This window comes from Bacillus cereus group sp. MYBK195-1 (assembly GCF_051916605.1).
Taxonomy (GTDB): Bacteria; Bacillota; Bacilli; order Bacillales; family Bacillaceae_G; genus Bacillus_A; species Bacillus_A cereus.
In genome coordinates this window covers 244,507-258,934 of the sequence record NZ_JBQAGZ010000002.1, presented here as the reverse complement: position 1 = coordinate 258,934, position 14,428 = coordinate 244,507, and the positions used below count along the sequence as shown (strand labels likewise).

Here is a 14,428-nt window from a genome sequence, read left to right as displayed (position 1 = left end):
CTTTGGAGTTTTTAGCTTCCCACGTATTTAACAACAAGGTGAGGAGTAATTTCTCCTTCTTCCTTTCCCTTATCCATTCTCTGTTTCATCTTGTGCATACCGATAACATCATTCGTATGAAAGTGAATTTCATTTACATATAACCCCTCTGTACAAAAAGCTTCTACAAAATCTAGTCCATTTTTCGCTCCCCATCCCATATTAAAATCAAGAGAAAGAATATTCACATCATAATCCCGAACCATTTGCAAAGCACATTCTACTGTAGTTGCGGGCACATACTCGGACGGGCAACTTCTTTGATCATCCATATATACGTTCATTTTCGATTCCCTCTCTAATTTGAATATGCGGCCAATACATAACATATTGCCCCGAGACTAATAAAAGGACCAAATGGAATTGGCTTTCGTACTTCTATACGTTTTAATCCGATACCAATCCCGAAAAAACAAAGACTAAAACAAGATGCTAAAAATAAAACGATAAAAACTCCTTTCACTCCTACTATAAATCCAAGTAACGAAAGTAGTTTTATATCTCCTCCGCCAAGCCCTTCTGGATATATCTTTTGCATGCAATATAACAAAATAAATATAACACCACTACCAGCTATACTATCTGTCCAAGTAACTAATTGTACAAAAACACTTTCGAGAATGAGTAAAAAGGCAAACGAAATTAAAATACAATCAGGAATTAACATATATAAGTAATCTGTAACTGAAATAATAAGAAGTAGCGAAAAAAGGGATAAAATAATAATAAGCTCTCGTTCTATTCCAATCATATACACTGTAAGAAGAAATATACCTCCTGTTATACATTCAAATGCTACATACATAATTGGAATTTTCCTCTTACAATTCGTACAACAGCCTCTTTGTATATAAAATGAAATGATAGGGATTAGTTCTTTTGTCCTTAGCACATATTTGCAATAATCACAATGTGAACGCGGGGTAATAATAGAAGCACCTAATGGAACCCTCATCGCAACTAGCATAAAAAAAGAACCAAACACCATCCCTGCTAACAGTGCATATAAATAAGTGAACATCCCTTCCTCTCCTTTCCCAAAAAACATAGCAAAAAAAGGAGAGAACTTCTACTTCATATTATCCTTTATTCTACTAAAAAGCAGGCCATTTCCTGGCCTGCTTTCCCCTCTTTTATACGATGAAATAAACTGCTTTTAATGGTCCATGTACTCCAACAACAAGATTCATCTCGATGTCAGCCGAGTTACTTGGCCCTGTAATAAAGTTAATACAAGATGCCGCTGTCTCCCCATTTTCTACGCGTGAGTTCATATCCTGAACTGCTTGTGTAATACGAGGCACAAGTGTTTCACGTGGAATAATAGCAAAATATACAGTCGGTAAAAAGTGTAAAGAACGCCCTTGACCTTTATGACTTTGTACAACAATTGTACCAGATTCAGCTAATGTATAATCACTAAATGCAATACCAATATTCGCTTTTTCAGCTAAACGCATATTTTCGTCTTTTCTCTCTGGATCCCATACATTTACTTCAACATCTCGCTTTGGAAGTTCTTCTTTAAATAAAGATGTTAAACCATATGCATCAAAACGCGCATCTGCTGATAATAAAATAGGTCCCCCGCCGTTTTCCATGATTACTTTTTGAAGGTCTTCACCTAAACGGTCGTTTGTCGTTTCTACTACAGTTGTATGAATGTTTGTACATTGCTCTTTAAACACTTCTAGTAATTCTTCTTGTGAATAATCTTTTAACGTTTCTATATTCACATTACTTTTCCATACTGGACGCTCTACGCCTTCTGTTTTACGCGCGCGCCCAAGTTCTTTTGCAATGTTATCTAGAAAGGCATCACGGTTTTGAATTAATCCTGTCATTATTTATCCCCGCCTTTCTTATGATCTTTATACCAATCACGGAATCGTTCTTTACTTGGAGCTGGGAATTCACGAATATCCGTCCAGTTTTTAAGTGGTCCAACACCTTTTGATACACGATTACCAGATGTAAATGGACTCATTGCCGCTGGTGCCATTTTTGAACCCATTTTATATAAAGCAGCTGAAGAAGCACCCATACTAAACATTTTCATAGCCAGTTTTTCTGCAAGTGGTGCACGACCTTCTTGCTCAACGATGACTTGACGATGTTTTAATAATAAATCATGCAATGGAATTTTTACTGGACAAGCTTCTGTACATGCTCCGCATAAACTAGATGCATAAGGAAGCTCTTTGTAATCATCATATCCACCTAGAAGCGGTGTTAATACCGCACCGATTGGTCCTGAGTAAATCGATCCATATGAATGTCCACCAACGTGACGATATACAGGACATACATTAACACAAGCAGCGCAACGAATACATTGTAATACTGAACGGAATTCAGATCCAAGAATTTGAGAGCGACCATTATCAACAACAACTAAATGAAATTCTTCAGGTCCATCAACTTCCTCTTCTTGAATTGGCCCCGCTACTGTTACATAACTTGTTAATTTTTGACCTACTGCACTACGACATAGTAAACCAACTAAAACATCTAATTCTTCCATTGTCGGAACCATACGTTCCATACCCATTACCGCTATTTGTGTTTTAGGAATTGACATAACAAGATCTGCATTACCTTCATTCGTTACTAAACAAAGAGAGCCAGTATTTGCAACAGCAAAGTTACAACCAGTTACACCAATTTCTGCATCCATAAATTTCTCACGAAGTTGTTTACGAACAAACTTTGTCATTTCATACGGGTCATCAGAATTTTCATAGCCTAGCTTTTCTTTAAATACATCGCGAATTTGCGTTCTATTTTTATGAAGTGCAGGTGCAATAATATGTGAAGGTGGATCGTTATCTACTTGCAAGATATACTCTCCTAAGTCACTCTCTAACACTTCACAGCCAATCTCTTCAAGCGCATGGTTCATACTAATTTCTTCTGTTACCATCGACTTTGATTTTACTACCTTTTTTGCCTGCTTCTTTTTTGCAACGTCTTGAATATACTTTGCTGCTTCCTCTTTCGTTTTCGCAAAGTACACGTGTCCGCCTCTTTTTGATACATTTTCACTTAACTGCATTAAGTAATAATCAAGATTTTCTAACGTATGTTGACGAATTTGTTCACCTAGTTCACGCCACTCTTCCCAGTTTCCTAGTTCATCTGCGGCTTTTAAGCGATTCGTATATAAACGCGTTTGTGCAGAAGATACTGCTCCGCGCATAAACGAATCTTGAATTCCATCACCAACGCGATCATTAAATTTTTTCTCACTGATTTTCATAGACATAGCTTATGTTCCCCCTTCATGAGCGACTATTCAGTACCTCAGCAATATGCATTACTTTTACTTCTTTTCCTAAACGCTCAATACGTCCGCCAATGTTTAACAAACACCCACAATCTGCACCGATTAAATAATCTGCACCTGTTTCCATTACACTATCTACTTTTTCGTCTACCATTTGCTCAGAAATTGGAGTCATCTTAACTGAAAACGTTCCCCCAAACCCGCAACAATTTTGCACGTTTGGCAAATCTCTCACAGTTAATCCTTTTACATTTGATAATAAAATTCCTGGTGCTTCTTTTATTCCAAGCATACGTGTCATATGACATGATTTATGAATAGTAGCGACCCCTGGTAAACTTGCACCAACATCAGTAACCTTTAAAACATCCACAATAAACTGTGTAAATTCATAAGTTTTATCAGCAACTTTTTGTGCACGTTTAGCCCACTTTGGATCATCTTTGAAAACATGTGGATACTCATGAAACATTGTCGCACAAGAACCAGATGGCGTAACAATATATTCTGCATCTTCGAAAGTTTCAATCATATGTTTCATTGCTTCTTTTGCTGCTTCTACATGGCCGCTATTATAAGCAGGCTGACCACAACAAACTTGCGCTTCTGGAAATTCAATTTCACAACCTAAACGCTCCAACACTTCAACCGTTGCTTTGCCGACATTTGTTTCAAACATATCGACTAAACAAGTAACAAATAAAGTAACTTTCATAACTATTACTCCCCCTTTTTACAACTTCACCAACAAACATATGGTCATCAGATGACTTAGCAGAGAAGAAATAGGCTCAACCATGGCCTATCCTCTCCCTTCTCTAAAGAAAACGCTTACTTAATCTTTCTCTATTTTATCAGAAAATTAAATTTTTAAAAGATTAAATTACGAATTTATATCGTTTTTACCTGTGACAATATGTTCTACATTTGTTAAGTGATCTAGCATTGCTTGCTGCGCTAATTCTACATCTTGTTTTAACACCGCATCATATATAACTTGATGCTCTTCTATAAGTCGTTCTGATGTCGTTTGTTCACCATATAAAATAATGCGTCTTGATTCACCAATCGTTTCAGCAATCATCTCTGAAACATGATTCATGAGTTCAAGCAAAATGCTATTATGCGAAGACTCTGCAATTCCCATATGAAATTGAAAATCGGCTTTTTCGCCAGCCTTTTCATCTCCAATGCTCTTTGCCATTTCATCTAACCAATGTTTCATATTTTGTAAATTATCTTCCGTACGTTTTGCCGCCGCTACTCGAACTGCCCCCACTTCAAGCACCTTTCGTACTTCTAATAAATTCAAAATATCTTCTTTCTTCATTAATAATCTATTGTTTAATGATTTCGTTAATGAAGAAGAATCGAAGTTCTTCACATATGTACCTTCTCCTTGTTTCATCTCAATTAAGCCCATCGCTCTTAGCGCACTTAGCGCTTCACGAACAGCAGATCTGCCAACTTGAAACTGCTCAGCTAATTGATGCACAGGGAGTAGTTTGTCACCAGGTTTTAACGTACCATTTTTAATCATTGTTAAAATAGCTTCAGATACTTCTTCGTAAATTTTTTTCGGTTTAATAGATTTGTACTCCAGTTAAATCACCTCAGTATCTTCCAAACAACAATTGAAACGATTTATAAGAACTTTGCATCATAACTATTTTAGACCGAATTGATAAGAAGTACAAATGTTTTGTTCATAAAATAGTCAAATTTTCGATATTTATTACATATTAATTTATATTTTTACGTATAAAGTGAAACTTTAATCAGTGAGGGTTTTGTTCATCCCCCACTGATTATTAGCCCTCACCAATCGGGCTTTTACGGGCAGCAGTGCCTCCACCTAACTTCTTTGCTTCCGCTGAATTTTGAGGTGAGGGTCTTACTGACCAGCGAATAGTGGGATAAATATTTTCTTCAATATAAAGAACATGCCCTAAAAATTAGAACATGCCCCCCTCATCCTGTACATTCAGTTTAATAATAACCGTTGTTCCCTTATCTTTTTCACTTTCAATTTTCCACTGTCCACCATGTATATGAACAATTTGTTTCACAATAGCAAGGCCTAAACCTGTTCCACCATGTTGACGACTTCTCGCTTTATCAACTCTGTAAAAGCGTTCCCCAAGATTCTCCAAATGCTCTATATCAATGCCAATTCCTGTATCTTTTATTTTTAATTCACAGTAATCATCGATTTGCTCTAAAGTTATAACGATATTTCCTTTTTGATTTGTATATCGTATCGCATTATCTAACACATTATGAAGCACTTGTTGCATACGATCCTCATCAATCATGACAATGACCTCTGGATTTAAATTGGTTGAAATATGAATTTCCTTTTCTATAAACTTAATCTCATACGTATCTAATACGTCTTCAATCAGCTGTGAAAAAACGATAGGTTGCTTCTTTAACGGAAAGTGCTCACCTTCTAATTGTGCTAAGTCTAACAAGTCATGAACGAGACGCTGCATACGACCTGCTTCTTTATGAATTAGCTGAGTTACTTTTTCCTGCTGAGCTCCCTTTGCAACACCATCTAAAATAGCCTCGCTATACCCTTTTATATAACTAAGTGGTGTTCTAAGTTCATGCGAAACATTTGCTAAAAATTCCTTACGCTTTACATCTTCTGTTTCTAATGAATTTGCCATTTTATTAAATGCTTTTCCTAATCGTCCAATTTCATCCTCTGAAGAAACTGTAATCCGCTCCGAAAAATCTCCCGTAGCCAAATGATTTGCAACCCGCTCCATTTGCGAAAGTGGCTTCGTAATTGCAATTATAATTTTTCTTCCAACCCATATCGTAATTAAAATCATAGCAATTGCTAACGGTGCTAAAATAAGACCCATATCATAGATTAAATTTTTTATACTTTTTAAAGGAATATACGAATAGACAATTCCGACTAATTTTTTATTTTCCAATACAGGAATGACAACCCCCATAATATTACGGTCAAAATGTTCTTCATATCCTATTTTTGTCACAGTTTCCCCATCTAATAGCGTTTGCCTATCTCCTTCACTTATAAGAGAATGATGATGCACATCAAAAGGCAAACATGCGCTTAAATCACGCGGATTAGATACGAAAATAACGTCCGAACTAGATATTTGATTAAACGATCTTACTTTCTCTTCAAAAGTTGATATTCCTTCACGCTTATCATATTGAGCAGCAAGACTTTTTCCTTCCATTACTAACGAAGCTTTTAAATTATCAACGTATAACTTTTCATACGAGTATAAAGATACGAAATAAAGAAAGGACACTGTTACACATACTGCACATACTACTGTAAGCCAAAGTTTTTGTACCATCGTAAACATATGTTACACCTCAAATTTATAGCCTACACCCCAAACAGTTTGAATGTAGTTTCCACTTTCTCCAAGCTTCAAGCGCATCGTTTTCACGTGCGTATCTACTGTTCTTGTACTTCCGGCATAATCATATCCCCATACCTTTTCAAGTAATTGCTCCCGGCTAAATACTTGTCCTGTATGCTGACAAAGAAAATATAGTAAATCAAACTCTTTTACAGTAAGAGAAATCGACTCACCATTCGCCTCAATTCGTCTGCTTTTTTCATTGATAAGAATTGGTCCAAATTGAATCTCTTCTTGCTGTTCTTGCTTTGTATATCTTCTTAGTACAGCTTCCATACGGGCAACCAATTCACCAGGACTAAACGGTTTTACAATATAATCATCTGCTCCCATACGTAAGCCATTCACCCTATTCCACTCTTCACCTTTTGCGGTTAAAAATATAATCGGCACATCTGACGTTTTTCTAATTTCTTTACAAACTGAAAGTCCATCCATTTCTGGCATCATTATATCTAATACAACGAAATCATAATGATCCGTTTCTAGTTTTTTAAGAGCCTCTTTTCCGTTTTCAGCTTCTCCCCACTCATATCCAAAGTTATCCAAATACATTCCAACAAGCTGTCTCATATCACTTTCATCATCTACAACTAGCACTCTATATTTATTCATTGTCCTTCCCTTCCCTCTCTATGAGTTGAAACGGTCCTTTTCCGACTTTAATTGTTTGTTTTATTTTCATACTCTTCATATCCATGACGCACACTTCATCACTATCATAACTTGCTACATATCCTTCTGCTCCGCTTTTCAAAAATGCAAATGGATTTGAGCCTATTTCAACGGAAGCTACCTCTTTATACGTACTAATATCAAATTTTCTAAGCATATTCGAACCGTGGCTTAATGCATATATGTACTTATTATCTTTCGTTATGTTCACAGGCATAAATGGAGCGTGTAAAGAACGTACCATTTCACCGCTCTGTAAAGAATACACTAATACTTTCTCATTCACTTGATTTCCATCACCATGCCCGCCAATCCATATTTCTTTCCCATCAGGACTAATCGTCGCTCCTGTTGATGCTGGCGGAATCATAAAGGATTGAACAACTTCTTTTTTCTTCGTATCAATTGTCGTTAGTTTCGTATCATAAAAGTTTAGTACAGATAACCGATTCTGATACTCTACCATCGTTATAGGCCCTTTTCCTGTTGAAACATTTCCTGTCTCTTTCCCATTTATCGTAAAGAACCTTACCTTTTGAACATTTTGATCAGCAGCAAATAATTGTTTTTTATCTGCTGATACGACCACATTTACAATGCCCTTTCCAGTTTTATATTTTTCCACTTGCCTTCCTTCCGCTAGTGAATATACATACATATATTCTAATTGCTTACCGTATACAAGTATTTCATCGCCATTTGGAAGCAGTGTGATTCCGGCCATTGGCTCATTTAGTTCCCATGTCGTAATTAACTTTTTATCTTTTTTATCAATAAAACTAATACTGCCTTCTTTTATATTCGTAGTTATAATAACATTTTTATCTTTAGCAATTGGTGTATATGAACTTCCTTGACACCCTACTAATAGAAATAAAAAACAGAGAAGAAAAACATACTTTCTCAAAAGATTCCCTCCATCTTCAGATGATTTCGTTATAATTGTAAAATAACAAATAAATGTGTGGAAAGTGTGAAATTTCCCTTTCTTACTCAATTTACATATATAATGTACAACAAATAGAATTTGAGGTGTGTCAATTATGCTATTTCCTGATTTAGCGAATAAAATTGTACGAGAAGTACGCAGACTAATTACAGAAAATATAATTATCATTAATATAGAAGGCGTTATTATCGCAAGTACAGATACAGAAAGAATTGGCCAATTTCATGAAGGTGCACTCCGCTGCGCTAAACAAAAGAAAACCGTCATCATTACAAAAGAAGATGAAAGGCGATTGCAAGGTGTAAAGGCTGGGATGAATCTTCCTCTATTATTTCATGATGAAGTAATTGGTGTCATTGGGATTACCGGAGAACCTGAAAATATTTCACGCTACGGAGAAATATTGCGTAAGATGACCGAATTATTAATTCATGAAAACTACTTTTTAGAGCAATTAGAACTTGAGCACCGTTCTTATGAAGCTTTTGTCTTTGATTGGCTTCAAAATACAGAGTGGTCCCCGAGTTTTCTTGATCGTGCCAAAACACTTGGCATTGATTTATATAAGAAAAAACAACTTGTTTTGTTTTCTATTGGCAAAAATGACACAATGCTCCAGCGTAAAATATGGCAACATGTACGAAATATTTTAACAAAAGAGCATCTATTTGTTCGCTGGGGAAATGATCGTTTTATTTTATTTACAGCGATGAGCTCCAAAGAACAAACTTATCAGTTTTTAAAACGGTTAAAACAAGACTGCGAAGCTTTATTTTCTATTCCTTTATATATCGGGATTGGGCAAACAGTTACCCCAAACAATATGAACATATGTTACGAACAAGCATTACGTGCTCTTTCTGTATCATTGGAAACGAAAAAAATTGTATTTAATGAAGATTTACGTTTAGAAATGTGTTTACAAGATATTTCTGCCGAAACGCGTGAACAATTTCTAGAGCGTACCATCGAAAGCTTACTATCATCTCCTGAGCTTATGCACACTTTACGCTTATTTATCGATTATAACCAATCTTATAAACAGACAGCTAAACAATTACATATACACATTAACACCTTACATTATAGGCTAAAAAAGATTGAAGAACATACAGGACTTGATCCAAAACAATTCAAAGACTTAAACGTTTTATACTTCGCACTCCTCCTATTAGATAATCATACAAAAAAGAACGATAAAACAGATTAATCTTTAGATGATTATACATAGAAAGAATCCCTCGACTTTTTTATCATTATAATGAAAGCACTGTTACCACGTTGTTTATTATAACTAAACACGTTAACAGTTTGAGGGGGATTTCCAATGTTAGAAAAACAAATTATTCATTCATTCGTATCTATTGTTGGCGAAGATAATGTAGATACATCCAATATGGGGCGTTTAACTTATAGTTATGATGCCACTCCAAACTTCCAAGCAATGCCTGATGCAGTCATTGCTCCTCGTAATACAAATGAAGTAGCTGAAGTGTTAAAAGTATGTAACACTCACAAAATTCCTGTGTATGTGCGCGGGTCTGGAACAAATCTTTGCGCAGGAACATGTCCACTTGAAGGCGGTATCGTCCTTATTTTCCACCATATGAACAATATTTTAGAAATTGATGAAGAAAACTTAACAATTACTGTACAAGCTGGTGTCATTACACTTGATATTATTAAAGCGGTAGAAGAAAAAGGTTTATTTTATCCACCAGATCCAAGCTCGATGAAAATTTCTACAATCGGCGGTAATATTAATGAAAACTCAGGTGGATTACGCGGTTTGAAATATGGCGTAACACGTGATTATGTAATGGGGCTTGAACTTGTCTTACCAAATGGTGATATTATTCGCACTGGTGGTAAATTAGCAAAAGATGTAGCTGGTTACGATTTAACTCGTTTATTTATCGGTTCTGAAGGAACACTTGGCGTGGTAACAGAAGCCATATTAAAACTTGTTCCTATGCCTGAAACAAAGAAAACAATGCTTGCATTATATGAAGATATTAATGAAGCTGCACGTGCTGTTTCTTCTATTATTGCAAATAAAATCATTCCAGCAACACTGGAGTTTTTAGACCAACCGACAATTGAAGTAGTAGAAGAGTTTGCACAAATCGGTTTACCTACAGATGTAAAAGCAATTTTATTAATCGAACAAGACGGTCCACCCGAAGTAGTCAATCGAGATATTGAAAAAATGGCTAACATTTGTCACTCTATGAATGCAGTTGATGTTCGCGTTGCAAAAGATGAGACGGAAGCAGATGCGCTTCGTACCGCTCGCCGTAGTGCCCTATCAGCGCTCGCACGATTAAAACCTACTACAATATTAGAAGATGCAACTGTACCACGTTCACAAATAGCTCCAATGGTTGAAGCTATTAATACCATTGCAAAAAAATATAATATTCCTATTTGTACGTTTGGACACGCTGGTGATGGTAACTTACATCCAACTTGTATGACAGACGCTCGTAATGCAGAAGAAATGCACCGAGCTGAACAAGCTTTTGCTGAAATATTTGCGAAAGCAATTGAACTTGGTGGCACAATTACTGGTGAACATGGTGTTGGTGCGATGAAAGCTCCATATTTAGAAATGAAATTAGGTAAGGAAGGTATTGCAGCTATGCAAGGAATAAAGCAAGCTTTCGATCCAAATAACATTATGAATCCTGGAAAAATGTTCGCGAAAGACACCCGAAAAAGAGTGGTGGTTGAGCGATGACGACATTGAATAAAGAAAATATTCAAAAAGAATTTAAAGAACGATTAAGTGAAGATGAATTACTAAACTGTATGCGATGCGGTTTTTGTTTACCTACTTGTCCTACCTACATTCAATCCGGATATAAAGAATCACATTCACCGCGCGGACGTATCGCATTAATGAAAGCTGTCGTTGATGGTTTAATCGAACCAGATGAAGATGTTGAGAATACATTAAACGTTTGTCTTGGTTGCCGTGCTTGTGAGCCTGTTTGTCCATCTGGTGTAAATTATGGGCATTTATTAGAAGAAGCTCGTGATATTATTAATCAAAATAAAAAATTCTCGGTGCCAGTGAAAGCTGTTCGAAAAGTCGTTTTTGAAGGATTATTCCCCCATCAAAATCGAATGAGAACATTAACTGGACTAATCGGATTTTATCAACGTTCTGGTTTACAAACGCTAACACATAAAACAGGGATTATGAAGTTATTCCCCGAAACACTTGCAACGATGGATCTCGTTTTACCAAAAGTCCCTAAAATGAAAGCGATGAAAGATCGTCCTTCATTTTTACCTGCAGAAAGTACAAAGAAAAAACAAGTTGCATTCTTCACAGGCTGCTTAATGGATACGATGTTTTTAGAAACAAATAACGCAACGATGAAACTTCTTCAATTAGCTGGTTGTGATATCGTTATTCCGAAAACACAAAGTTGCTGCGGTGCATTGCATGGACATGCTGGTGAAAAGAGTGGAGCAAAAGAATTAGCAAAGCGCAATATAAAAGCATTCGAAGACTTAAACATCGACTATATTATTACGAATGCAGGTGGTTGCGGAGCTTACCTCGTAGACTATGATTATCTTTTAAAGGATGATCCGGATTGGGCTGAACGTGCTAAGCAGTTTGTTTCTAAGATTAAAGATATTACTGCTATACTAGTAGAACTAGACTTCCATAAGCGAACTGACTTACGACTCACGCCGCAAGTTATTACGTATCAAGACTCTTGTCATTTACGCAATGTTATGCGCACATCTTCTGAACCTCGTATGTTACTAGAGGCTATCCAAGGTGCAACATATCGAGAAATGAAAGATGCCGATCGTTGCTGTGGCTCTGCTGGTATTTACAATATTGTTCATTCAGAGTTATCAATGGAATTTCTAGATTACAAAATGGACCGTGTGCATGAAACAGAAGCAGCAACCATTGTTACTGCAAATCCGGGTTGTTTATTACAAATGAAATTGGGTATTGAGCGAGAAGGGCTTTCTCATAAGATGAGAGGAATTCACATTGTGGATTTATTATTAGAAGCAATTGAAACTAACTCGTAATAACTCGTAACATACGTAATAATAGGAAAACGGCTATCTCCTTCGTCTATGTAAAGAGATAGCCGCTTTTTTGTCTGCTACAACATTAAAAATATGTTACTTTATTATAAAAAAGAACAACAGAAACATTACAGTTTTGTAAAAATCAATCCATTATATTCCTCAAAAAATCGCTCAAACCATTGATACAATAGGATTCTTCATTTTCTATTTAGGTAACTTTATCCAAAAATCCCCTCTTAAAACCAAGTATAAAAACACTATAAATTCCTTTTATACTCTATATTTCTCTTATTTTTGCTCCCTTCTTCTCTTAGGATAAATTAGGTAATTTTAAAGTCTATGAATTTTTTTCCATCTTTTTTCTCGCAAATTGTATGCTACGATGAATTTGTCAGTCAGACAGGCTGTCAAAAACAAATCGTGTGAAAACAAATTAAAACTTTATATAGGGGGACACACATCATGAAAAAGCGTGTTTTATTATCTGTAGCTGCTGCAACAGCTCTTACTTTAGGAGTATCTTCTCTAGATGCACAAGCTGCAACAGTACAACCATCTAACGTAAAGGTTCAAAATATTCAGCATTCAAAAGTGATGATGAAACAAATGAGCCAACAAGAATTACAAGCATTCTTACAATCTATGGGAGTTGAATCATTAGCACAATGGCAACAAGGAAACTTCCAACCAAACTGCTTCATTCCTGGTCAACAACCTACTGAAAATGTTGTAACTGAGCAACCAACAGCTAAGCCAGAAACTCAAAAGCCAGTTGAACAAAAACCAGCCGAGCAAAAGCCTGCTGAAGAAGTTCAAAAACCAGAAGCTCAAAAACCTGCTGAAAACAACAATACTCAAAAACCTGCTGAGCAAAAGCCTGCTGAAGAAGCAAAATCTTTAAGCGAGTTCGAACAACGTGTTGTTGAATTAACAAACGCTGAGCGTGCAAAACAAGGCTTACCAGCACTAAAAATCGATACTGAATTAAGTAAAGTAGCACGTATTAAGTCTGAAGATATGCAAAAAAACAACTACTTTGATCATAACAGTCCTACATACGGATCTCCGTTTGATATGATGAAGAAATTTGGTATTTCTTATACATCTGCAGGTGAAAACATCGCTCAAGGCCAACGTACACCTGAAGAAGTAGTACAAGCTTGGATGAACAGCGCTGGACACCGTGCAAACATCTTAAATAACGGCTTCACTCACATCGGTGTTGGCTATGTAGAAAGCGGCAACTACTGGACACAACAATTTATTACGAAATAAATAGATTAAAAGAGTCTTCTCATGAGAAGACTCTTTTTTAAGTTTCATAGCTTTCTATTATGTATGAATAGAAAATATATAACATAAACAACATAGATCCACAGCTTATTACACTAAGCAATACATAAAATCCCCACTCTAAGTTCAAAAACAATGAAAACAATATGCCACATGCCATCACTTGAAAAATTCGTCTACTTACTAAACGAATTTTTTGTAATTTAATTGGATCTTTTTCTTTGCCTTTTATTTTCTTAAATTCTTTACTCAGCATAAAAAGAAACATACTAATCCCAATCGTTAATCCTGTTTGAAAGGATATCAACTCCCCAAAATTAATAAAGAGGATAAGCATATGAATAAACAACATAAATAACGTAATTTTCTTTATAAATCCGCCTATAATACCATGCTCTCTTTCATTAAACTTAAATATATTATGTGAAATAATATACAAAAATCCATATGAAAAAATAATAAAACAAGGAATAAATGCTACAACAACTTGTTTACTCATAAACTCGTTTGGCTCACCATTTACATTCCAATGTACTGCCATACGATTTGGTAAATAGGGATAGAGAAATAGAGTAAGTAAAAGACAAGCGAAAAATATTCCAAGTACATACTTATATTTGATCAAGTGATTCTCACCTCTCTTTTCTCTTAACGGCTTCGCTTCTTTTAGAGAAATCCCTGCAAAAATCTACTTTTTTCAAG

At 35.7% G+C, this 14,428-nt stretch carries 14 protein-coding genes; 4 read left to right on the top strand and 10 right to left on the bottom strand.

Annotated features, from left to right (window positions below):
• Window positions 1–11: 11 nt before the first annotated feature.
• From ACTFRY_RS10935 to ACTFRY_RS10895, 9 genes are all read right to left on the bottom strand, one after another.
• Window positions 12–323 carry a cyclic-phosphate processing receiver domain-containing protein gene (locus ACTFRY_RS10935; RefSeq protein ID WP_141541486.1) on the bottom strand — a complete coding sequence of 104 codons (312 nt, stop codon included), beginning with the start codon at window positions 321–323 and terminating at the stop codon, window positions 12–14.
• A 14-nt stretch (window positions 324–337) separates the two neighbouring features.
• On the bottom strand, window positions 338–1,060 hold the full coding sequence (locus ACTFRY_RS10930; RefSeq protein WP_000495716.1) for a prepilin peptidase: 723 nt from the start codon (window positions 1,058–1,060) through the stop codon (window positions 338–340).
• Window positions 1,061–1,172: 112 nt separating this feature from the next.
• The gene (locus ACTFRY_RS10925; RefSeq protein ID WP_000147183.1) at window positions 1,173–1,883 is read right to left on the bottom strand and encodes a LutC/YkgG family protein; all 711 of its coding nucleotides are present in this window, start codon (window positions 1,881–1,883) and stop codon (window positions 1,173–1,175) included.
• On the bottom strand, window positions 1,883–3,304 hold the full coding sequence (locus ACTFRY_RS10920) for a LutB/LldF family L-lactate oxidation iron-sulfur protein (protein WP_000061930.1): 1,422 nt from the start codon (window positions 3,302–3,304) through the stop codon (window positions 1,883–1,885). Before ACTFRY_RS10920 ends, ACTFRY_RS10925 begins: the two co-directional genes overlap by 1 nt.
• Window positions 3,305–3,320: 16 nt before the next feature.
• Window positions 3,321–4,040, bottom strand: coding sequence for a (Fe-S)-binding protein (locus tag ACTFRY_RS10915; protein ID WP_000869150.1), 720 nt, complete (start codon window positions 4,038–4,040; stop codon window positions 3,321–3,323).
• Between the two features lie 168 nt (window positions 4,041–4,208).
• Window positions 4,209–4,898 (bottom strand): FadR/GntR family transcriptional regulator, encoded by a 690-nt coding sequence (locus tag ACTFRY_RS10910; RefSeq protein WP_254904472.1) that lies wholly within the window; start codon window positions 4,896–4,898, stop codon window positions 4,209–4,211.
• Between the two features lie 382 nt (window positions 4,899–5,280).
• Window positions 5,281–6,681: a sensor histidine kinase gene (locus ACTFRY_RS10905; protein WP_098616845.1), complete on the bottom strand. Its 1,401-nt coding sequence runs from the start codon at window positions 6,679–6,681 to the stop codon at window positions 5,281–5,283.
• A gap of 3 nt (window positions 6,682–6,684) precedes the next feature.
• A complete protein-coding gene (locus ACTFRY_RS10900; protein ID WP_001046400.1) occupies window positions 6,685–7,356 on the bottom strand; it encodes a response regulator transcription factor in 672 nt (223 codons plus the stop codon).
• Window positions 7,349–8,323 carry a YncE family protein gene (locus ACTFRY_RS10895; protein WP_001234145.1) on the bottom strand — a complete coding sequence of 325 codons (975 nt, stop codon included), beginning with the start codon at window positions 8,321–8,323 and terminating at the stop codon, window positions 7,349–7,351. The genes ACTFRY_RS10900 and ACTFRY_RS10895 overlap by 8 nt, the downstream gene beginning before the upstream one ends.
• Window positions 8,324–8,450: 127 nt before the next feature.
• Here ACTFRY_RS10895 and ACTFRY_RS10890 point away from each other — a divergent pair, with 127 nt between their 5' ends.
• The 4 genes from ACTFRY_RS10890 (at window position 8,451) to ACTFRY_RS10875 (ending at window position 13,708) form a co-directional block, all read left to right on the top strand.
• Entirely contained in the window at window positions 8,451–9,575 is a 1,125-nt protein-coding gene (locus ACTFRY_RS10890; protein ID WP_001999325.1) for a CdaR family transcriptional regulator, read from the top strand.
• A gap of 117 nt (window positions 9,576–9,692) precedes the next feature.
• On the top strand, window positions 9,693–11,105 hold the full coding sequence (glcD, locus tag ACTFRY_RS10885) for a glycolate oxidase subunit GlcD (RefSeq protein WP_098616846.1): 1,413 nt from the start codon (window positions 9,693–9,695) through the stop codon (window positions 11,103–11,105).
• Complete coding sequence (locus ACTFRY_RS10880; protein ID WP_000209649.1) at window positions 11,102–12,430, top strand: (Fe-S)-binding protein; 1,329 nt, start codon at window positions 11,102–11,104, stop codon at window positions 12,428–12,430. Before glcD ends, ACTFRY_RS10880 begins: the two co-directional genes overlap by 4 nt.
• Before the next feature lie 465 nt (window positions 12,431–12,895).
• Window positions 12,896–13,708: a CAP domain-containing protein gene (locus ACTFRY_RS10875; RefSeq protein ID WP_088363119.1), complete on the top strand. Its 813-nt coding sequence runs from the start codon at window positions 12,896–12,898 to the stop codon at window positions 13,706–13,708.
• A 37-nt stretch (window positions 13,709–13,745) separates the two neighbouring features.
• Here the strand turns inward: ACTFRY_RS10875 and ACTFRY_RS10870 are convergent, their stop codons facing one another.
• Complete coding sequence (locus ACTFRY_RS10870) at window positions 13,746–14,351, bottom strand: DUF1648 domain-containing protein (RefSeq protein ID WP_000598996.1); 606 nt, start codon at window positions 14,349–14,351, stop codon at window positions 13,746–13,748.
• Between the last annotated feature and the right edge of the window lie 77 nt (window positions 14,352–14,428).

Excerpts from the sequence above, each read along its gene's own strand:
- ACTFRY_RS10935 (WP_141541486.1), bottom strand. The coding sequence starts at position 323 with ATGAACGTATATATGGATGATCAAAGAAGTTGCCCGTCCGAGTATGTG.
- ACTFRY_RS10930 (WP_000495716.1), bottom strand. The coding sequence starts at position 1,060 with ATGTTCACTTATTTATATGCACTGTTAGCAGGGATGGTGTTTGGTTCT.
- ACTFRY_RS10925 (WP_000147183.1), bottom strand. The coding sequence starts at position 1,883 with ATGACAGGATTAATTCAAAACCGTGATGCCTTTCTAGATAACATTGCA.
- ACTFRY_RS10920 (WP_000061930.1), bottom strand. The coding sequence starts at position 3,304 with ATGTCTATGAAAATCAGTGAGAAAAAATTTAATGATCGCGTTGGTGAT.
- ACTFRY_RS10915 (WP_000869150.1), bottom strand. The coding sequence starts at position 4,040 with ATGAAAGTTACTTTATTTGTTACTTGTTTAGTCGATATGTTTGAAACA.
- ACTFRY_RS10905 (WP_098616845.1), bottom strand. The coding sequence starts at position 6,681 with ATGTTTACGATGGTACAAAAACTTTGGCTTACAGTAGTATGTGCAGTA.
- ACTFRY_RS10900 (WP_001046400.1), bottom strand. The coding sequence starts at position 7,356 with ATGAATAAATATAGAGTGCTAGTTGTAGATGATGAAAGTGATATGAGA.
- glcD (WP_098616846.1), top strand. The coding sequence starts at position 9,693 with ATGTTAGAAAAACAAATTATTCATTCATTCGTATCTATTGTTGGCGAA.
- ACTFRY_RS10880 (WP_000209649.1), top strand. The coding sequence starts at position 11,102 with ATGACGACATTGAATAAAGAAAATATTCAAAAAGAATTTAAAGAACGA.
- ACTFRY_RS10875 (WP_088363119.1), top strand. The coding sequence starts at position 12,896 with ATGAAAAAGCGTGTTTTATTATCTGTAGCTGCTGCAACAGCTCTTACT.